The sequence below is a fragment of the Pseudoalteromonas sp. PS5 genome, from assembly GCF_004103255.1.
GTDB classification, from domain to species: Bacteria; Pseudomonadota; Gammaproteobacteria; order Enterobacterales; family Alteromonadaceae; genus Pseudoalteromonas; species Pseudoalteromonas peptidolytica.
On the sequence record NZ_RCSQ01000098.1, the window covers coordinates 1 to 24,178 of the forward strand.

At 41.7% G+C, this 24,178-nt stretch carries 6 protein-coding genes; all 6 read right to left on the reverse strand.

Features of this window, described 5'->3' with window-relative positions; genetic code table 11:
- Positions 1 to 416: condensation domain-containing protein (locus D9603_RS13385; RefSeq protein ID WP_241651660.1), on the reverse strand; the 416-nt coding region annotated here is incomplete at its 3' end.
- Complete coding sequence (locus D9603_RS13390; protein ID WP_161972746.1) at positions 413 to 2,035, reverse strand: non-ribosomal peptide synthetase; 1,623 nt, start codon at positions 2,033 to 2,035, stop codon at positions 413 to 415. The genes D9603_RS13385 and D9603_RS13390, both read right to left, overlap by 4 nt.
- Positions 1,969 to 3,837, reverse strand: coding sequence for a condensation domain-containing protein (locus tag D9603_RS13395; protein ID WP_128731681.1), 1,869 nt, complete (start codon positions 3,835 to 3,837; stop codon positions 1,969 to 1,971). The genes D9603_RS13390 and D9603_RS13395 overlap by 67 nt, the downstream gene beginning before the upstream one ends.
- Entirely contained in the window at positions 3,834 to 6,176 is a 2,343-nt protein-coding gene (locus D9603_RS13400) for a non-ribosomal peptide synthetase (RefSeq protein WP_161972747.1), read from the reverse strand. Before D9603_RS13400 ends, D9603_RS13395 begins: the two co-directional genes overlap by 4 nt.
- A complete protein-coding gene (locus D9603_RS13405; RefSeq protein WP_128731683.1) occupies positions 6,170 to 7,276 on the reverse strand; it encodes a condensation domain-containing protein in 1,107 nt (368 codons plus the stop codon). The genes D9603_RS13400 and D9603_RS13405 overlap by 7 nt, the downstream gene beginning before the upstream one ends.
- A gap of 26 nt (positions 7,277 to 7,302) precedes the next feature.
- Positions 7,303 to 24,120, reverse strand: coding sequence for a non-ribosomal peptide synthetase/type I polyketide synthase (locus tag D9603_RS13410; protein WP_128731684.1), 16,818 nt, complete (start codon positions 24,118 to 24,120; stop codon positions 7,303 to 7,305).
- Between the last annotated feature and the right edge of the window lie 58 nt (positions 24,121 to 24,178).

Sequence of the window (24,178 nt, forward strand, 5' to 3'; positions counted from 1 at the left end):
CCATCATGCTCTTCATAGACGGTTCTTAAGACTTCATGACGCGCGATAATTTCACGAAAGGCTCGCTGAATACTCGTCAGACTAATCGTGCCTGACAGCTCAAATACCATCGGCATATTGTACTCTGGAGTGCTACCTTGCAAACTATCAATAAACCATAGCCGCTGCTGGGCAAAAGACAGAGGGAACTTATCTGTGTTTCTGTCTACTGGGGTGATAGGCTTTAACGCTAGGCTCGGCGAAGATTCATAGGCTGTCAAAAATTCAATAATAGCTTGCTTGTTATCCGCTATGCTTTGTTTTAGTTCTGGTGGGAAAGTACAACCCTTATTTAATCTAAACCCTAATTTTCCAGACTTACAAAATAGTGTTACACCCGAGCTATTTGCTTGGTGAATTAGTTGTACAATGTTCATAGCCAGCCACTTTCCTCTACTTGCGTATTATTTGTTATTATTTGGGAAGCCAATACTAGAGTATATTTTTCTATCTCTGCGCCCAACCCTCTTATGGTTCTAGTATTGAAGATTTCTTTACTAGATATATTTATTTGCCACTGTTCGTTAATCTTCGATATCAACTTTATTGCCAGTAAAGAATTACCACCCAACTCAAAGAAGTCAGCATCGGCGCTTACTTGTTCTTCGTTTAAATGTAGTACTGACATCACAAAAAGTTGCAACTGACTTTCTATTTCGTTTTCAGGAGCTAGATACTTCAGTGTGTCTGGCACATTAGGTACAGGTAGCTTTTTTCTGTCGATTTTGCCGTTCGCAGTGAGCGGCCATTGCGTTACCTTGATCAAGACTTCCGGTACCATATAACTTGGTAATTGTTGTTTTAGATACTCTGTACAGTGTGTTTCTATATCAGGGTGTGGACTATCAAAATACGCAACCAATCTTGGTTGATTAACAATGTCCTCACGAACCATAACGAGACATCGATTAACCTTGTCATGCTGAACCAGCTGATACTCAATTTCGCCAAGCTCGATTCTTAAGCCGTGCAGCTTAACTTGGTGATCTATTCGACCCAAATACTCCAGCTTACCACCTTCGCTATAACGAACCAAATCACCCGTTTTGTATAGTCTAGGGCCATTTAACTGTGGAAATGGGTTTGGAATAAACTTGTCTTTTGTTAATTTGGGTTTGTTTAGATAACCTACCGCCAATCCCATTCCGCCAATATGAAGCTCTCCAACAGCACCATATGGAACAAGTTTTCCGTTTTTATCTAACACAACTAAACTTGTATTTTGTATAGGTCTACCTATTGGCACACTAGCCCCCTTATCAGCAGCGCTATCGCACTCCCAATAAGTAACATCTATTGAAGCCTCTGTTGGACCATATAAATTATGTAATTTAGACTTTGTCTCCGTTGCAAAAAACTGCGCTTGTAATTCACTTGATAGCGCTTCTCCGCTGCAAAACACTTGGCGAACCGTACTGCATTGCTCCCAGTCACCAGCTTGAAGCATCAAATTAAGCATAGAGGGCACAAAATGTAATGTTGTTACCTTTTGTGATTGAATAAGTGATGACAAGTAACTCGGCTCTTTATGACCCTCAGGTTTTGCTACGACTAGACGGCACCCTGTAATTAGTGGCCATATAAACTCCCATACCGATACATCAAAGCTGTATGGTGTCTTTTGTAGCACACAATCAGCCGAGTTCAGCTGATACATTTTTTGCATCCAATCAATGCGATTAAACAAGCCTTTGTGTTCGCAAATTACCCCTTTTGGTTCACCAGTAGAACCTGAAGTATAGATAATATAAGCTTCCTGCCCTTGCTGAAATAGTGAATTAGTTTCAAATGACTGTGAGCCGCTACTTAGGGTTTGTATCACCGAATCCTCATCAAGAGAGACAACATTATGATGGTATGAGGACAGTGAGCCGTAAAACCTTTTCTGTGTTAAAACTAGGACTGGTGACGCGTCTTGCAGTATAACCCTTACCCTTGCAGCGGGTAATGTCGGATCGATCGGAATATAGGCCCACCAGATTTTAAAATCGCCCAAATAGCAACAACCATTTCCAGCGAACGTTCCATATATAAAGCAACATAACTATGCGCCCCAACACCATTATCTTGTAGATGGTTTGCTAATTGATTCACTCTTTCATCGAGTTGCTGGTACGTTAACGACTCTCCCTCATAAGTCACAGCTATACGTTGTGGGTTATCGGCAACCTGCTGCGTAAATGCTGCGACGACATTGTCATCGTGCGCTATTGGTGCTGATGTATCATTGAGCTCAACCAAAAGGTGATGTTGGTTAGATTCAGAAACTAGTGTTAATTCATGAATACCCTGTTGTGGCGTCGCAACAATACTTTTTAGCAATTGAACAAAGCAGGCTTGTAGTTGCTGTATCGTATCTTGTTTGAATATTGAAGTATTATACTCAAATCTAAAATTCAGTCTGTCATGATCCTCCACGGCATGTAACGCAAGTTCATACTTTACTAGACTACGTGATACATTCGCAGAAGAAACTGAAGAACTCGCTAAGTTCGGCTTCACCGACTCAGTATTATTCATACTAAACTGAATTTGAAATAACGGTGAGTATGCAGGACTTCTCTGCGGATTTAGCTCATCAACAAGTAAATCAAATGGCATATCTTGATTTGCTTGTGCATTTACATTGATTTTTTTTACATCATGCAAGTAATCAATAAAGCGCCTGTTCTCAGACGTATTGGTACGCAGTACAAGCGTATTTACAAAACAGCCTATTAATCCCTCTAACTCTTGCTGCCTTCGATTTGCCACAGGTGTACCAATTACAATATCAGTGCAATCCGAATAGCGAGATAACAATAAACTAAACGCTGCGTGAAGTAACATAAATAATGTTACATTTTGCTCAACAGCCAACGCTTTCAACTGCATGCTCAACTGCGCTTCTAGAGCAAATTGAACACGACTACCATCAAAGCTCTGCACTGGTGGGCGAGGATGATCAAGTGGCAAAGCATGCACATCTGGCAACTCAGTAAGCTGCTTCAACCAATACGCCCTCTGAGAGTCTACTGTTGATGACTCGAACTGCTCTCTTTGCCATACCGAGTAATCTATGTATCGAAGTGCATTTGGTGTCAGCCGACCCGGCTCTCCCTGCTGAATTGATTGATAGAGATGATTGAACTCCTTAAGCAGCAGTCCTCTGGACCATCCGTCTCCAGCAATATGGTGCAGATTAAAGAGTAATACTCCTTGCGCTTCACCGGTGTTATTCATTGGCAGCTCAATGTAGCCAACTTTCAACATCAAGTCAGATTCAAGAGAGAAAGCTTGTAACGAAAACTGCTTCACACACTCAGAAACTAGGTTGTCCACATTTTCACTTTCTTGAGTAAAGTCAAAACGAGTAACTTGAAAATGAAACTTGTCTAATACCTTTTGCCACACCTGCCCATCTCTTTCAAAAAAAACGGTTCTAAGAGGTTCGTGTCGTTTAATAATCTCATCACAAGCCTGTTCAATCACAGATAAGTCTATGGTGCCATTAATATGCAATGCGTCTGTCATATTATAATGTGCATCACTGCTTTCTAATTGATTAATCAACCACATTCTCTGCTGAGCAAAAGATGCTGGCGCTTCGCTATCAATATGTTCAGCTCTTGCTATTTTGTCATTTACCTTTGCTGAAACCTTAAGCCATTCGATAATCTGTGCTTTTTTTTCTTTTATTTCTGCAATTAATGAGTCGTTTGCTGTGTTCGTTTTTCTTCTTAGTTTTAAGGCACCTTCGTTATCTAGGTATAACTTTATCCCTTGTTCCTTAACTCTTTGTAGTAGATTCTCTATCATATAGCTTCTTCCACTTCATCTTCTGCCAATACATCCGATACCTTACTGATGTCTGAAAGTGCATTACTTTTCTGATAGTCATCGACTTTCTCAGCCAACAATCGAATGCTAGATAGTTCCATTGCTTCTTCTAGTTCAATATCAACAGAAAATTGTTCCCTAAGTCGTGATACTAAGCGCATCAATAGCAAAGAGTTGCCCCCTAAAAGAAAGAAACTGCTGGTAACACTTATCTTTGAAGGCTCTAATTTAAGTAACTCTGACCACAGAGCAACCAAGCTATGCTCAGTGTCTGTATTAGGCGCAACATACTCTTCTAAAGCAAGTGAGATCTCTGGTTTTGGTAATGCCTTTTTGTCTACCTTACCACTTGGCGTAAGCGGCCAATTTTCGATAATTTCAAAGTAAGCTGGATGCATATATTCAGGTAAAGTTTCATTGAGATGAGCTTTAACTTTTTGAAGTAAGTCGAGGTTATCATACTCATTACTTGCCGGGGTTAATTCACAATAGGCAACCAGTTGAGAGAAATCATCCCCATTTGATACGGCTTTAACCACAACGAACTCAATTAATTCGTTTTGTATCAGCGCTGATTCCACTTCTGCTAGTTCAATCCTGTAACCACGCACTTTGACTTGCTCATCCACACGCCCTAGGTATTGATAGGCATTGTTGCTGTTCTGTCGAACAACATCTCCAGTTTTATAAATCAACTCTCCAGATTCTGGAGAAGATAAAAATCGTTCAGTTGTCAGTTCCGGCTCATTCAAATAACCCTTCGCTAATCCAGCCCCAGATATATATAACTCTCCACTCATGCCTGGCACTACTGGTTTTAGCTTGTCATTTAAAACATGAAACTTAGTATTGAGTATTGGCGTACCAATTGAAATAGTATCAGCATTGTCAATACGATGTGCACCAACCCACACGGTTGCCTCAGTTGGACCGTACATATTCCAAACTTCTTCGTACCTAGACACCATCTTTGTTGCTAAATGCAGAGGCAATGCTTCACCGCCACAAAGCGCTTTTATAGGCTGGACTGTAGACCAGTTTGATTGCCCTTCTAACATCGTCCAAGTAGCTGGTGTTGCCTGTACACAAGAGATCTGATTTTGCTCGATATAGCTTACCAGTTTACCGCTATCTTTACTTATTTTCTCATCGACAATATGAACAGTTGCGCCAACATACAGTGGCAAATAGAGCTCAAGTACTGAAATATCAAAACTGATAGGGGTGATCGCAAGTAGCCTATCTTGGCTAGATAACCCAGGACTTTGCTCCATTGCATGGAGAAAGTTAGCGACATTATTATGGCTGATACAAACCCCTTTTGGCTTGCCTGTCGATCCTGAGGTATAAATCACATACATGAGATCATCAGGCGCAGGAAGCTGAATTTCATTGTTAAGGGCTACTGAGCTGCCTTCTAAGGCAGTCACTATGTTTGATGCAGACAAATCTAAAACCCTATCCGCGCAGTTCTCAAGCTCCAACGCTAAATCACCGCTCGTAATAACACGCTTAGCTTTTGAATGTTCTAGCATGTAGGCTATCCGGTCAATTGGATAATTGGTCGAAAGTGGGACATAAGCGGCTCCTACTTTCTGAATTGCCAACATAGAGGTTAACAGTTCAATATTTCTTGGCAAATAAACGCTAACCAAATCGCCAGCACCAAGGCCTTGTGTATGTAACATGTTCGCCATTTTATTGATGCGCTCAGACAACTGTTTGTATGTGAAAGCGTAATCATCACACACCACCGCCACTTTGTCTGGCGTCATTCCAACATAATGTTCAAACTGTGCCAACAACCCTGATTTAGCGTTAATCTCTTTCGTTTCCCCAGCAATAAAAGCCTTCGTTTTTGGTACCGGGATAAGGCTTACTTCAGATATTATTTCCTCCATTGATACCTGACTTAAGCTGATTAAGATCTGTTGTAGATATTCCACTACACTCTGTACATTCTCTAGAGATATTCTTGCGGTTTGGAAATGTAAGTCAACCTCCAATTTCTCAGCCATTGACGCGTATAAGGTTAATGCAAAGTTAGTATCCTCTTCACTGTTTAATTGAGTGAGCCTCACTGAGCTGTCATCACCAGCCACCCCATCAGAGGGATAGTTTTCAAAAATAACGAGACTTTCAAATAACGGTTTATTCGCAGGAATATCTGACTGCTTTTGAATATCGCTATATGACAAATAGCTATGTTCGTTACATTCCATGTTAGTTCGATGAATATGGTCTAACACAGCTCGAATTGTTGACGTTTTGTCCACTGATACGCACAGGGGAATAGAGTTAATAAATAACCCTAGCATATTCTCAACACCAACAGCTCCGCTGGACGGCCTGATACAGTGACCCCAAAGTGCACATCTTGGCGCGCCGAGTACTGGCTTAATAGGTATGCCCAAGCAAATTGCAACAGTACATTCACTGTGCATTTTTCTTTTTGGGCTAATTGCGCAAGGTTACGACTTTGCTCTTCAGACAGCGAAAAAGAACATTTTTCATAGTGTGAAGTAAGCGTCTTTGCAGGTTTCAAAAATGGCAAAGGCGCAGCTTCAGATAAACCAGATAAAGTTTCCCGCCAAAATAGTTTTGATTTATCTGTATTTCTGGATTTCAACCAGCGGATAAAGTTTTCATATTTAGCAGGTTCACCGAGCACCACTGGAGTCCCATTCACGACTCCTTGATAAAACGCCATCACTTCTTGGATCACAATAGGGTTACACCAACCATCGAGCAAAGCATGATGATATGACCAAATAAACTGATATAGCTCCGTATCAAGTTTAACAAGTTGCACCCGCATCAAAGGAGGCACTTTAAGGTCAAAGCCTTGCTCTCTATCTGCTTGTTTGATGGCATCAAGCTGCTCATATGCGAGCGTTCGATTATAGCTTGATAAGTCATGATACTGGACTGAAAAAGCAGCCGCTTTACGGACCAATTGATGAATACGCTTTTCTCCAAGTCCAACAAAACAAGTTCTTAAGATCTCATGTCTCTCAATCAGGTGAAGCCATGCTGCTTCAAAGGCCTTTTCATCGATAACACCGACCAGCTCCCCTGATAGCTGAACCGTATAAGCAGCATTGGATTTATCCATTAGACTTTGGAAAATCATTCCTGATTGCATTGGTGTAGCAATCATAATGCTCTGTAGATCGGTATACTCTGCATGAATTTCCGTAAATAACTCACGCGTGAGATCAGCCAAAGGAAAGTCAGACTTGGTTAGCTCATCACTGTTACTGAAGAAATGAATAATTTCTTGTTTCTTTTCTTTCAAGCTCTGTAACAACTCAGGTGTTAAGTTATTTTCAGGGTCGTAAACTTTCAGCTTCTCCCCTTCTACTCCAACAGAGACATCTCGTTCTTTTAATTGTTTTAGTAAATTGAAGATATTCATATTAACAGCTTATCTATTATCCGTTTTTAAATTTCAATTGCTTCAACTTGCTTAGGAAGCGAATGTGCAAGCTCGTTATACTCGGCAATCATCTCTTGCTCTGCTAGCTTGCTATGACAAGCCAGCAACACTGTCTCGATACTTTGTTCTAGGTATGACAGCAATTGCGCTAATTGTGCTTCACCGACTTTAATTGATGAAATATCAACCTTGAGCCTACCTTGATAAATAAGAGCATTCACAGTGATAAAATCGTCAATCTTATTCTCTGCACTCGACGATAGACCCGTTTTTTCTTCAGCAAAGGAAAACGCTGATTTCGCCGAAGCAATGTTGTCAAACTGACCAAGATAATTGAACACGACATTATAGCTACTCGTGCTTTCGTCAAGCGCTTGTATCTCATGGTCATTTGCTAGATAACGCAAGGCACCAAACCCAATACCGTTGTCAGGCACACCTCTATACGAATCTTTAACTAACTTAATCAACTCACCAACAGGTTCATTCATCGGTGCATTTAACATTAATGGGTAGATTGACGTAAACCAGCCTACCGTATCACTTAGGTCAATCCCATCGGCAATATTTTCCCGCCCATGGCCTTCAATATCCACACGTATGGTTTCAGCGCCAGACCATTGTCGAAATGCACTAAATACAGCCGCTATAATCAACTCATGCACTTTTGTTCTATATGCACTATTAGCGGAATCTACAAGCTGTGCAGTGTTTTCCTCAGAAACAGCAAGGCTTGCAGTACTAATAATGCTGTCCTGCGTATCAGCCAGACACTCGATATTGTGCTGCTCATATTTACTTAGCTGATCAATCCAATATTCACGTTGGCTTAGCAAATCATCACTACATGCATAGTCAGATAGCGTCTGACCCCAAAACTGATAAGAAGTTGTCTTAGCAGACAATAACACATCATTACCAGATTTCAAATCTTCCCAAGCTTGTTCTAGATCCGCCATGATTATCCGCCATGAAACACCATCGATAATTAAGTGATGTCCCAAGATAAACAGCTTCAAGCGGCCATTTCCAAGATGGATTAAAGCAAGCTTAAATGTCTCTCCACTGCTGATATTCAGAGACTCTTGCAGACCCCCGCAGAAAAGCTCAATTGCTTTTGCTTGCTCCGAATCAGCAATCTCAGTAAAGCTAACTTCCTGTACAACAGTAGAAATATCAATATCAGACTCGGGGATGTAACAATATTGATTTTGTTCAAGTCCAAACTTCAGACGTAGTACATCATGCCTAGATATTACACTTTTTGCAATTGTTTCTAGCTCAGATAGCTGCATTCCCTCTGGAGCATTTAATAATACGGCCTGGTTATAGTGATTTGGGTTAGCTAAACGCTTCTCGACAAATTGTTTTTGAATTGGTGTGAGTAACTGCTCTCCAACGACTGCTTCTTGAGGAATATCAATTGCAGCATTACTCATCACTACAGGTGCAAGCTCTTGGATCGTTTGATAATTAAACATATCTTTAATTGTAAACGTTAAACCTGCCCTTTTCGCTCTAGCCACGACTTGAGTGGATAAAATAGAGTCTCCGCCCAGCGAGAAAAAGTTATCTTTAATACCTACCTTTGCAATACCTAACAATTCCTCCCAAATACTGCTAAGTACTTTTTCGACATCCGTCTGCGGAGCAAGATATTCCGATGCTGTCTGCATCACAGGGTTGGGCAATTGCTTTTTATCTACTTTACCACTTACCGTTAGCGGCCATTGCTCCATCAGCACGAAAGTTGCTGGCACCATATATTCAGGTAACACCGCAACAAGTGCTTGATGTAGTTGTTCATTTGTAAGTTCTGCATCGCCAACCACACTGTAGTATGCAACCAGTCGGGTGTTACCTGACAGATCCTGTCTTGCAAGCACTGTGGTTTTAGATATTTGCTCAATATTGTTTAAATGGTACTCAATTTCGCCCAATTCGATACGAAGCCCTCGGATCTTCACTTGATCATCGATACGTCCAACATATTCGATTTGCCCTTGTTGATTAACATATGCAAGATCTCCTGACTTATATAATCGCTGTGTGTTCAAGCTAGAATATGGATTAGCAATAAAGGTCGAAGCCGTTAATTCTGGTCGGTTAAGGTACTCTCTCGCAAGACCAACACCACCAATATACAGCTCACCAACCACACCGTGAGGAACAAGTCGCTGATGCTCATCTAAAATGATCAGCTGCGTATTTTGGATAGGTTTACCAATCGGAACCGTCTTTGCCGATGTATCATTCGGGCAGTGCCAAAAGCTCACATCTATCGATGCTTCTGTTGGGCCATATAAATTATGTAATGAAGCCTGTTTTGCTTTGCTATAGAAAGTATTTTGCAGTTCTATGGGTAAAGCTTCTCCGCTACAAATTACACGGGCAACAGAATCACATCCATGCCATGCATCAGCACTTAACATCGCATTCAGCATTGAGGGCACAAAGTGTAAAGTGGTTACTTGCTTTGCTTGAATTAACTGACGGATTTGTTCTGGATCTTTGTGTTCCTCTGGTCGCATCACGACAAGTTTAGCACCCGAAGTAAGAGGCCATACAAACTCCCAAACAGATACATCGAAACTGTAAGGTGTTTTTTGCAGCACGACATCACTTTGATGCAATTTAAATTCATTTTGCATCCAATCAATACGGTTAATCAGTCCTCTATGAGTACAAACAACGCCTTTTGGTGTGCCTGTCGAGCCTGAGGTATAAATAACATAGGCACAACTATCTGGTGACTGAGAGTTAATTGACTGATTTACAGTAGTATAACTCATAAGCTCAGCTTGTAGACTTTGCTCATTGAGCGCGATCACTGGAAGAGCGGAGCATGGAGCGACCAAGTCATATAGATGCTGCTGAGTCAAAATACAGACAGGCTGACTATCCATCAGGATCGTAGCTAAGCGCTCACTCGGCGTTGACACATCCAAAGGAATATATGCACCACCAGCTTTTAACACAGCCCAAATTGCTACCACCAACTCGACGGAGCGATCCATGTACAGGGCCACATATTTATTTTCCCCAACACCTTTTTGCTTCAAGTAACTCGCTAATTGGTTCGCTCGGTTATTAAGTTCTGCATAAGTTAGCGTGTCATCATCGTAACTCACAGCAGTCGCTTCTGGTGTTTTCTGGACTTGCTGTTCAAATAAGGCGTGGATCGTCGGCTCTTTAGATAGCTCTATCACCTCACCTTGGGCAAAAGACAATAACTCAACTTGCTCTTCTGGGCTAATCAAAGACAATTCAGCTATTGGGAGAGATTGATTTTCAACAATATTATTTAACAAAGTGATAAAGTGTTTGGTAAAACGTGCCATACTAGACTCAGCAAACAAATCTTTCGCATACTCCCAGCAAACCTCTATACCATCATCGTGATCGGTCACATTTACACTCAAGTCAAACTTACTATAAGCTTCACTAGGTAACATACGTTCAATATCAAGGTTATTTAGCTGTAGATCACCCACATTCTTATCTTGTACAACCAGTAAAATTTGTACCAAAGGATGGTATCCCAAGCTTCTCTCTGGGTTAATTTTTTCAACGACTAACTCAAAAGGAATATGTTGATTTTCGTATGTATGAAGGCATTCCTCTTTAACCTGTGTCAGTAGTTCAGTAAATGATTGCTCAACATCAACTTGCGTACGAATAGCCATTGTGTTCACAAAAAAACCAATCAATGGCATGGTCTCTTGCTCACCTCTGTTAGCTACAGGAGTACCAATGACTACATCATTTTCTGTCCCAAGTTTTGAAATGAGTATAGAAAGCGCACTATTCATCACCATAAATAGGGTCGTATTTGTCGATTTTGCCAGCGCATGGAGCTTTTTAGATAGCGTATTGTCTAGATTACTGATCCACTTATCACCACGATAACTCTGTTGATTTGGTCGCTGGAAATCTAAAGGAAGACTATGTACCTGAGGTGCACCTCTCAACCTTTCACACACAGATTCAAGCTCAGCCGCAAACGTCTCGCCTTGCATATGTTCACGCTGCCAGTAAGCATAGTCCATATACTGAATAGGAAGTGCTGGTAAAGCCGGCTTATTATCACTCAGGAAGCCATTATAGTAGAAGCTTAACTCCTCAAATAAGCGACTCATTGAAAAACCATCAGTACAAATATGATGCTGTGAAAACAGCAAGACATGTTCTGTTTGTCCCAGTCTAAGTAACTTTGACCTCACCATGAGATCCTGAGAAAGTACAAATGGTAGGCGTTGCTCTTCATTAATTATGCGCTCGATTTCATCATCTCTCTGCGCTTTGTTAACATTGCTAATATCAACTAATGCCAACTCAAATTCGAAATTTTCATTAATTTGTTGGAAGGCCTCATCACCCTGATGATACGTTGTTCTTAGGATTGTGTGGCGTTCAATCACTGACTTGATTGCATTTTCCATCGCAACCGTATTTAGCTCACCTGTTAATTTGATAGCCCAAGCTTGGTTATATGCAGAGCTTCCACCTTCCATTTCATCTATGAACCAAAGGCGTTGCTGTGCAAAAGTAAGTGGGCCATACAGCTTTTCCACACTCGCAATGGTTTGCCTTTTCTGTACAGAGTCACCTAGCTTTTGGTTTATGCTGTCAAATAAAGACAACATGCTTTGTGATTCCATGATCTCCGCCATCGAAATATCGACGCCAAGGCGCTCTGCAAATTGCGCATTTAAGCGAATAGCAGCCAAAGAGTCCCCGCCTAACGCATGGAAATTCTGACGTAAATCTACCTCCTGACAGCCAAGAATATCAAACAATATACTATCAAAGATTTCGGCAGCCTCATCCGAGGTTAGTTGTTGTTCCTGCTTGGGGTGTGCTTTTTTCAAAGCTTGTTTTTCAAGATTTTTCAATTCTGATAAGTCAGTGGCACAGATTGCAATACGCTGATAGCCACTATTTAAGGCCGTTGCGAAAACTCTTCGACCTTCACTATTAGAAATGCTATTTACGACTTTTTCAGCAATGTTAACTTCCAAAGATTGCTCCGATACGGCGTTCACAGCCATACCCGATTCACTCCAAGTGTTCCAATTAATTACTTGGATTTGGCACGTAGGTATTGTTTCAGATAGCTGCGCGATAAAGTTATCAACAAAACTATTTGCAGCACCATAATCAACTCGGTTTTTATGGGTATCCACCACGGTTTGTAATGATGACATCAAGGTAATGAAGTTAGGCTGCAATTCATGGCGTTTAATTACCATTTCTAGGTTGATTAGCCCTGAGACCTTACTTGCCATAACCGCTTGTAACTCTGCAATATCTAACTCAGCGATGGGCTTATCAGCGCCAGGCACCCCCGCACAGTATACAATCCCGTCAATCGTGCCCGTTGTCGCAATACAATCAGTAACAAAGGCTTCAAATGCTTGATTGTCGGCGACATCAAGTGCGCTAATCTGGCAAGACATCGCACTATTATTAATATCTTGTAAGCGCTGATATGCCTGTGGTTCAAGCCTTGTCCGTAAATCAGCAATTGTAGATTGAGTTCTTGTTGTGAGCACAAGGTTTACACTTGCCTTAGAAACTAACTCTTCTGCAACCGCCAATCCCATCCCACCTAATCCACCAATAATGATATAAGTACCATTCTCTTTTACTTGGCTAAGATTGGACGCAGAACTTGAAACATCTACCTGTGAGTAGGTCTCAACATAACGATTTTTTCCTCTAAGCGCGACAATTCTATCGTTACTGAACACGCGGCCTAATTCATCTACCCAACTATGACTGAATGAAGCCTGTGTGTTTTCTATATCTACCACACCCGCATCAATATTCACGAGCTCAGCAGTTGCACTCTTACATAATGCAGGGAGCATCGCGGCAATTGCGTTGTTATTTTCATAACCCACGACTTCAAATGCTTCAGCTGTTAACAGCGTAACTTTCAAGTCTGACCTGTGAATTTCTGCAAGCGCTTTAAACATGAAAAATGCAGGATAGAAGTCGTTTTGTAAACGTGCTTCATAGGACAACATCGCACTACTGGCTTGTGTACTAAAGCCCAACGGCATGACAATATGGTCAAAGTGCTGTTCCTCTAGCAGCGTGAATAGTGCAACCATTCCTTGCTCAGATGCTAAGTTAACCTCAAATGTTGAATCACTGATTTGCCTCGTTGCTTGAGCACCCATCGCTTGAACAACTTCTACGTTTGCCCTTGTTAACTGCGCAATATGTAGAGATGGATCATGCTTAGCATCATGAATATATAAACATCTATGGCCATCTACTTGGCTAGGCTGGTTTGGCTTGCGCAGCCAATTTGGAGCATAGAACCACTTACTAAAGTCTAGCTTATTGTTTTGATTGGTAGTTGCACTGTGCATCTCTTGGCGTATTTGTGGTTCAAATCGCTTTCTCTGGAACGCATACGTCGGCAAAGGAATGCGTCTTCTTTTCTCACCACGATAGCAAACTGACCAATCAATATGAGCACCAATTGACCAAAGCTTAGCCATTACATTGGCGACTAGCTCTTCGCCTTCACTATGGTTATCCGCTAATGACACAAAAGGTACTACACTTTCTATTAGATCAGGAAGATGCATTGAAACCAAGCCCGCTAGCGTTTTCCCAGGCCCAACTTCTAATAGTGCATGCTCTGGATAACGATTTATCAAACTTTCAATCCCACTGGCAAAGCGCACTTCCCCAGCAAGCTGCTCAACCCAGTATTGCGCTGTCATAGCCTGATCCGGCGTGATCCAGTCGCCGCTCACATTGGAAATAAAAGGTAATGCAGGAGCGTGTAGAGAAACGCCATCAAAAACAGACTCAAACTCCATCAAGATTGAGTGAGTATGACGAGAATGGAATGCTCTATCACCTTTTAATTTCTTGTACTTAATCGAGTTTGCTTCAAGAGACGCTAGACAACGAGAGATAGAGTCACTGTCGCCTGATAGCACGATGCTCTCTTTTGCATTTGTTGCAGCTACACATAAATTAAACTGAGCCGCAATCTCATTAGCTTGCTGAGCCGTACATTTAATCGCCACCATATTACCTGTTGGCATGCTCTGCATTAACCTACCACGATTCGCTACGATATGAATCGCATCTTCTAGACTGAACACACCAGCAAGACATGCAGCCACGTACTCTCCTATACTATGGCCTATCATCGCACTCGGTTTGATCCCAAGAGTCATAAGGTGACGTGCTAACGCGTATTCAATACTAAATAACGCAGCTTGAGTGTAGTTAGTCTGATCTAATAACCTTTCTTTTTCGGGGTCAAAGCAGACTGCGTACAAGTCACTGTCTAGGTATGGATTAAATAGCGCGATACACTCGTCTAGTTGCTGTTTAAACTCATCACTAGACTGATATAGAGACAGTAGCATACCGGTATATTGTGCACCTTGCCCTGGGAACATAAAGGTCAGCTCACGAGACGCTGCGCGATGTACTTTTTGAGCTGTTGTTTGTAGTAATTCAGTCGCTTCAGATGCCGACGTCACGACCAACGCATCTCTATACTGGTAAGGTTTTCTGCCTTGCTGCAAAGTATACGCCATATTCGCCACATCAATATCCGCATGGCTATTGATGTATGCAGACAATCTCCCCTTACTTGCAATTAACGCCTCTGGAGATTTTGCTGATAAAGGTAATACGTGATATTTCATACGGCTTCTGTCCTCACCGGATCCTTCAAACTCTTCCAAAATAACATGTGCATTCGTTCCACCAATTCCAAAGGAGCTTACAGCACCTCTTCTCGGCTCCACACCACCTTTCCATTCGCGTAATTCATTCTCTAAATAGAATGGGGTCGACTGTAGATCAAGTTCAGGATTCGGGCTGTTAAAATTAATATTTGGAGATATTTTCTTATAATTAAGTGCACAAACGGCATGTATAAATCCAGCTACACCAGCTGCTGTATCCAAATGGCCGATATTGGCTTTGAGCGTACCCAGCGCGATCGACTGTTTATCTAGCTCTTTGCCAGCAACACTCTTATATGCTCGGTTAAGCGCTCGAACCTCTATCGGATCTCCTAAATAAGTACCTGTACCATGCGCTTCAACAAAACCTATCGTGCTGGGTTCAACACCTGCCACTGTCATTGCACTCGCAATTGCTTTAGCTTGCCCCTCAACACTCGGTGCTGTATAGCCAGGCTTTAGCGACCCATCGTTATTTATAGCCGAGCCTTTGACGACTGCGAAGATGGTATCACCGTCCTCAATAGCAAGATCTAAGCGCTTTAGTAACACCATACCAGCACCTTGTCCTACTCGTGTCCCACTCGCGCTCTCATCAAACGGGCGACAATGTCCATCTTTTGAGGTGATAAAGCCTTCTTGATGAACATAGCCAGCAGGCTCCATAGCCGAGATAGAAACCCCTCCCGCTAAGGCCATCGTGCATTCACCATTTTGAATACTTTTACATGCTTGGTGAACTGCAACAAGTGACGTTGAGCAAGCCGTATTGATATTAACACTCGGTCCAGTGAGGTTCAGATTGTAAGAAAGCTGAGTCGATAAAAAAGCGCCCGATGATGCTTTCATCGCTTCCATGCCATCAACGGCATTATGCCCATGACTTTGCGACATCATCTTTTGGATCCATCCAATATTGTCGCTCTTGCCAACAAAAACACCCACACTTCCTGATTCAGGTTCACTTGGGTATCCAGCTATTTCCATAGCTTCATATGCACACTCCAACAGCACTCGGTGCTGTGGATCTGTCATTTCAGCCTGACGTTCGCTAAATTCAAAGAACTCCGCATCAAACATTTCCATTCCCTGAAAACGGAAAGTTTTCCTAATATACTCTGGGTTACCAATTAGCTTCTCTGAAATACCTGCTGCTCGTAGCTGCTCATCAGTCAGCTCTTCAATAGCCTCATGTCCTGACTCAAGCAACGACCAAAACTCCTCAAAGTTTTGTGTGTTACCGAAGCGAGTAGACATACCGACAACCGCGATTGGGACATTGCCGCTACCTTCTTCGGTAAACTGAATCAGCGCCGTATTTACTAATGGGTTATCTTTGTGCTCATGCAGAATGAAACCTGCCAATTGCTCCACCGTTGGGTAGTTAAAGATGTCTGTGACTGAAACCTCAATTTCCAACTCTTGAACAATTTTTTCTCTTAACCGCATAGCTAACAGAGAGTTTCCACCCAATTTAAAGAAGTTATCTTTTATCCCAATATTGCGCTTATTGAGCAAGCTTTGCCACAGCGCTATCAATTGTGCTTCAATTTCAAATTTTGGCGCTTCATACTCCAGCGTGCTCGGTTCACTTTGTATTTTTTGACTGAGGGCTTTGCGATCCACTTTGCCATTATGGTTTAAAGGCAATGCTTCAAGCACATTAATAGTTGAAGGCAGCATGTAAGACGGTAACTTAGCTTCCAACAAGGTGAATACATCATCCGCTGCATTTGTCAGCGCTTCAGTCGTCTCGATAAAGGCGATCAATCTATTGTCATGTGATTCTCCCTGTGCCAAGAGAACAGCACTATTTGCAATGAAATCGAAGCTGTTAATAACACTCTCTATCTCACCTAGCTCCACTCTGAAGCCTCTTATTTTGACTTGGCTATCAACTCTTCCTATAAACTCAAGATTACCTTCAAGGTTAAGCCTCACTAAATCACCGGTTCGGTATACTCGCTCGGTATTACTTCCCACCACATTCGTTGGAAGTGTCAGGAATTTCTCAGCGGTTACTTCAGGTAAGTTTAAATAGCTTCGCGCCAGACCTCGGCCACCAACATATAGTTCCCCGACACAACCAGCAGGCACTGGCCTTTGATATGCGTCAAGAATAAAGCACTCGACATTACCAATCGGGCGTCCAATATGCACATTCTCAGTGGTAATTTCTCCAACAGAAATACACACTGTATTCTCCGTTGGTCCGTAGGCATTAAATAATTTCCGTCCTTCTGACCAAATGATTGCCTGCTCTTTTGATATGGCTTCACCTGCCACAATCAAAGTTTCTAATTGACTAAATTGCTCTGAGGCTAAGTTTACTAGCAGCGCCGGAGGCAGCGTAGCATGTGTGATCTCTTGGTCAGAAAGGTATTGAGCCATTAGATCTGGATTCATCAATGTGTGAGCGTCAATCAAGCACAAGCAAGCACCATTGCATAATGCCATGAGTAGTTCCCATGCCGCGGCGTCAAAGCTCAGCGATGCAAACTGCAACACTCTGCTTTGCTGATCAACTGCAAACAAACCAGTCTGTTGGCGAGCTAAATTTAACATTGACGCATGCTCAATCAACACACCTTTTGGATTGCCAGTCGAGCCAGATGTATAAATAACATATGCAAGGTCATTTGGCTTCGCACCAGTGTGTTCACTGACGGTATTACACTCGGAATAGGCCGCAGTTAATTCAGATAAATTATCGACACTAACGACATCACAAGAATGAGTCGGTAACGTCTCCTCTAGCGCTGAGTGTGTAATAATAACTGCAGCTCCAGAGTCATTAATCACATAATCTTTGCGCTCAACAGGGTAAGATACATCAAGAGGAACATAAGATGCTCCCGCTTTTAAAACGGCTAAAACCGCAACGATCATTTCAAACGAACGTTCACAGTGAATAATGACTTTACTCTGTGCATTAACGCCCTGGGCTTGCAGATACCCGGCAAATCGATTTGCCGCGATATTTAAAGCTTGATAGCTCATGACCTCATCATGCAACTGCAGAGCCGGACGAGTTGGGTACTGTGCAACTTGTTGTTCAAACCAGCTGTGTACTGTCATACCTGGTACAGTTTCAGCGGCATTATCCGATGATATTACCATGGCATCCAGCTCAGTTGCGGTCAGTAATGGTAGCTCACTGACGTTGGCTGTTAAGTTATTTACAATGCCTGCTAAAACGGTTTCAAGATGATCCAGTAACGTCTGAACATAATGAGCTTCATATTTTTGCTCTGAATAATTTAATTCAAATGTCAAAGCCTCGCCTGGTGCGACTATCAAACTCATACCAAAGTGTGCATGTGCTTTTGCATTAAAGTCTGAGATTTCAAACTCACTCTCTTGCTGACCAAGCTCAGGAGCATCCGCGATAGGATAGTTTTCGAATACCATTGCAACATCAAACAACGGTGCAATCGGATCAAATTGGCTACATTCTTTAATTTGCGTGAGTGATAGGTAACTGAATTTATCTCGTTTGTTCTGATTCTCATGCAGCCCTTTCAACCACTGATCGACACGAGTGTCATTTGTGAACGACACAACTGAAGGTAACGTCTTGATAAATAAACCAACCATTTTATCCACGTTATCGACTTCAACATTGCGCCCAGAAACCGTTTCACCAAATATAACTTCATCGTTACCACTATAGCGATGCAGTAAATAACCCCAAGCAGCTTGAACTAAAGTGTTCAATGTAACTTGTGCCTCGCCCGCAACCTTCTTTAATTGGCTTGTAAGATCTGTGGTTAACGACTTTCTCTGCTCAGCAATGGCTACGGAGGTATCATCACCCTCTCTCTTCTCAATGCCCAGTTGCGTTGGTGATTCTAGTGTTTTGAGATGTTCAGACCAAAACTGCTTCGCTTCATCCAGTGGTTGCTCAACACACCACTTTATGTACTCTTTATAGTTAGCTTCACCAACAAACTCAGGTAGTTGATTAGCTGCAAAAGCCTGATAGGCACTAAAGACTTCACCAAATAAAATTGGTTGTGACCAACCATCAATCAGTGTGTGATGATGAGTCCATGCGAACTTATAGCAAGTTGCATTAACCTTAATAGTGAAAAAGCGCATGAGTCCAGGAACTGAAAAGTCAAACCCTTGCTGTTTGTCTTCTTGCAACAAGTCAGCGAATTCATGTTCTACCTCAGTTGCACTTTTGGCACTCCAATCTAGGTGTGTCCAATCCATTTGAATTGACTCAGATACAAGCTGCAATGGTGTTTCACGATCTAACCCAACAAACGCCGTTCTTAAGATATTGTGCCGCTGGATAACGGCTAACCACGCTTTTTTAAACAGTTCTATCTCAAACTTGCCTTTAAACTCAATGTTTAGCTGATTGATATAAGAATCTTTCTCAGTATTTAACAGTCCATGATAAATCAATCCCGCTTGCATACTAGTTACAGGATATAACTCTGCGATATTGGTATAACGAGACTGTAGAGTATCTAATTCACCTTGACTCAATTGACATAAAGGGAAATCCGCAGGTGTTAGTCTTTCTACATTAGGCTGTTCACAATACGCCGATACTTCCATCAGTGCAGATTCGAAAAATGAACAAAATTTCTTAATGTCTGCATTATCGAACTTTTCTGCATGATAGTTTACTTGGAACTTCAACTCGCCATTAAACACCATGCCATTTATATCCAATAAATGACTGCGAGTATGTTGGGCACTAATATCTGCGCCGGTAAAATCTCCTGCGCCTTTGAATAGTGCTTGCTCACCAGCTTGTTGATCAAATTGTCCTAGGTAGTTAAATAAGATGCTATTTTCATGTTGCTCACACGCACGCTTAATATCTTGATCGTCAAATATATAGCTAAGCGCACCAAAACCTATTCCATTATTTGGTACTTTTCTTAGCTGCTCTTTAACTGAGCAAATAAGATTTCCAAGTCCACCACTGGCTTTACAATCTTGGTGACTAAGCAGGACAGGATACATACTCGTGAACCAGCCCATTGTTTGAGACAAACTCACGTTTTCATGAAACTCTTCTCGCCCATGACCTTCAAGTGTGACATTGATCGCAGTAGAACCACACCAGCGGTTAAACGCAAGTGCAAGCGCACTTAGGAGCAACTCGTTCACTTTGGTTTTAAATGGTGCATTGCTCTGACCTAATAATGACTGTGTTGTTTTAGCATCTACAACAACCTCTTGATTTGCAGCATCTGCATAAGTATCGCTGGAATCAGTATCTTGATATGGAAGTACTAGATCGCCATTTTGCAATTGATGTAGCCAGTATTGCTTTTCTGATTCAAAGCGCTGCTGGCTATCTTGATTGCTTAACATCGCCGCATAATCTTTGTAAGAAGTGCCACTAGCTGTAAGAGACACACTGCCATCAGCCAAATACTGTTGATAAGCCGAATTCAAATCCTCTAATAAGATCCGCCAGCTGACACCATCCACAATAAGGTGATGGATAATAATTAATAAGCGTCTGTTTTCAGGCTCTTGGCTATCAATATACACGATATTAAGGAGCGGCCCCGATGAAATATCAAATGATGATTTAAACTCAAAGCCTATCTCTTCATAACGCGTTGCTAACTCACCATCACGAGTGTCTAAGTTTACCTGCTTAACTACCTGACTTAATTTGTCAGTATCCATGTGTGCAAACTTACCCTGCCACTTCTCATCTTGCTTTGCAAAAGTTAGCCTCAACACGTCATGTCGTTGGTATAAAGCTGAAACAAATTCATCCAAAAACTTAATATCAAAATCTGTTGGTACACTCAAACATGCGGATTGATGGAAGTGATTGTGATCTGTATGTTGTGTTGAGAAGAAATTAGCTTGGATTGGGTGAAGTGTCAGTTTACCACTACTCACCTTGCTAGCGGATACCGTATCATTTTCAGCACACTTCTTCGCAAGTTCAGCGATTGTTTGTGCTTCAAATATATCCCTTGTATTAATGCTAATACCTTGTCGATTTGCTTTAGATACCAGTTGAATTGAAATAATTGAGTCACCGCCACAAGTAAAGAAATTATCATGGATCCCCACTTTCTCAAGACCCAAAATTTCTTGCCAAATTTCGCAGAGTATCTTTTCATTGGTGTTACGTGGTGCTTCAAAGTGGCTCTGATTCTGTCCTGTAAGTGTTGGCTTCGGCAACGATTTTTTATCTACTTTTCCGTTTACTGTTAATGGGATACTTTCAAGCTCCTCAAACAGTGTTGGTACCATATAGCTAGGCAGTTTGGATTTTAAATATTTGATTACTTCGTCTAAATTACTTTCACTGTCATCACGATAAACAATATAGCCCACTAACTTTTTGTCACCAGGTTCATCTTCTCTGACGATGACAGTACTGTCTTTTAATATAGGACAAGACTGTAGTGTTGTACTGAGCTCATCTAGCTCTATGCGGAAGCCTCGGATCTTTACTTGGTTATCAACACGACCAACAAATTCAATGTTACCATCACTTAGGTAACGTACCGTATCCCCTGTTTTATAGAGCGTTGCTGCACCACTGTGATTAAAAGGGTTAGGAATGAAGCGCTCATCCGTTAAGGCTTCACGTTGCCAGTATCCACACGCAACGCCATCTCCACCGATATATAGCTCACCAACACTACCAACGGGTACTGGTTCTAACTGTGGGTTCAGTACATAACATTTATGATTGCTCAATGGCTTACCGATTGGCGCACTCGCGTAGCGGCGAAACTCATTACAGTCAAACTTAAACGCTGTCGCAAATGTCGTTGTTTCTGTTGGCCCGTAAACATGTACTAATTGCTGTGGTGATTTACCCAATAGAATGTTTCCAATCGCTTTTAGAGAGTGTGCCTCTCCCCCAAATAAAACTTTTCTCAGCGTTTGGAAAGTGTCCGGTTGCTCGTCGGCAATACGATTAAACAACGCCGTAGTAACAAACATGACTGTAATCTTATCTTGTTCAATTTGCGCTTTTAAAAGTTCAGGAGAAAGTAGAGTCGTTTTGTTTACCCCACATATCATCGCGCCTTTAGTCAATGCTCCCCAAAATTCATAGGTCGCGGCATCAAAAGCGGCGTTGGATGCCTGAGCCATAACATCTGATGGTAATACTTCGATATTTTTATTGTCCTCGACAAGGCTAACGACATTATTATGTGTTACTGCCACACCTTTAGGTTTACCCGTGGAGCCTGAGGTATAGATAACATAAGCAAGCTGCTGTTCGCTAGGAAGTAACTCTGAGTGATGTAGGTTACTGCTCGGTAGCGTAGATAAATGTTGAAGATCCCACTTTTCTTCTCCAAAAGAGTCTAAGCAAATCATGGTATGTGAATTAGCTGGTAATTTTGATTGCAACGTTTTGGTGCTAATAACAAGATTTAACTGTGTGTCTTCAAACATATATTCCAAGCGTTCTTGGGGATAGTCAGGATCTAACGGTAAATACGCCCCTCCCGCTTTTAGGATCGCGGTCATTGCGATTAAAGACTCAACGGAGCGTTCTAAGCAGATACCGACTAATTCGTTATTTTTTAGTCCCAACTCCACGAGACAATATGCCAGCTGGTTAGCTCTTGTATTTAGTTCCCCATAAGTAATAGACTCATCGTCATATTTTGCAGCAATTTTATCATGGTAAAGCTCAGCACAGCGCTCAACCATAGTGTGAATATGTAAAGTACGGTCATACTCCTGTTCATGTTGATTCCACAATACTAACTGCTTTTCTTTTTCATCATTGCTCAAAAAACAGCTACTTGCATGGGGGTTATCTAGGTTCTCAACTAAGTCCTTCATCAGTCGAACGTAAACTTCCATATAACTTACAAATTGCGACTTAGATACTTTATTAAGGTTTACCTCACCAAGAAATTCTATGTTGTACTTATCGCTCGGATCCATACAGAACACAGTAGATAAATCAAAGTTGGTCTTTGACAAGTCGACATTGCTTATTTTTTCTACATTCCCCTCGGCGACTTTATCTGCCATCGAGTGAAAGTGAAGAAACCCTAAATGAGTATGAAAAACAGGCTGAGTTCCGTACTTTTTCTGGATCGCACCAAATGGGTATCGACGAAATGGTACTAGCTCTAGCTCAGACTGATGCGAAGCAAGAATAAGATCGCGCCAACTCCCCGCGGACAGATCCATGCTTACCGGCAAAGTGTTGAGGAACATTCCGCGCATTTGCTCACTATTTTCCGCTTCTAGCCGACCATTAAATGCTAAACCAGTTGTCACATTGCTCTGACCGGTGACAATACTTAAAAACTTAAAGTGAATAGCCAGCAGAATTCCTTTGAATGGCACCCCTGTTTTTTTTACCACTTCATGCAGTTGCTTAACGATGTCACGGGGTAATTTAAATGGGTATTTATGGCTATATATGTCTACTTCTTGTGTCGCGACTTCTTTTTCTAAGAAAGGTAGCTCTGTATTAACGCACTCTTTAAGCTTTGCATCCCAAAAATCAATGGCTTCTTGAGATTTCAATATTTTCAATTCTTCGTGAATAAAATCACTATATTTCAGCGCCGGTTCTGGCAAAGAGAAGGTCTGCCCTCTTTGCAGCGCGAAATAAATATCAAAAATATCCATGACGGTTAAGTGTGTACTCCAACCGTCGGATACAGAATGAGGCTCCGTAAAGGATAGACTGATCACATCATCTTCTATTTGATGTACATGAAAACGCATCAGTGGAGCCTGAGTAATATCAAACATATTTTTATTTTCGAGTTCGATATATCTACTAATTTCAGCTTCTTGCTCTGCTTCAGACAAACCTCTAAGGTCGTCATACCCCATCTCCAAAGAGGCTTCACGATGCACTAATTGAAGCGGGATACTAAAGTTCGTTAAGTCAAAAGTAGTTCTAAGGTTATCGTGCTCCTTTACGATGATATTGATACTTTCTTGAAAAAGCGTTTTATCAAAGGCGCCTTTTATGCGCCCTCTAAAGGTAGTCAGGTTATGGTAATCAGCAGGACTTTCTTCACCATTACTCATATCCATGTGGTGAAGCATGCCCATTTGTAAGACACTGATCGGATAAGCGTCTACAACATCATCGGCAAGCAAGCTCTTATCATGGTCACTAATTAAGCTAAAAGGAGCTACCGGTTCTACGTTATGTTGG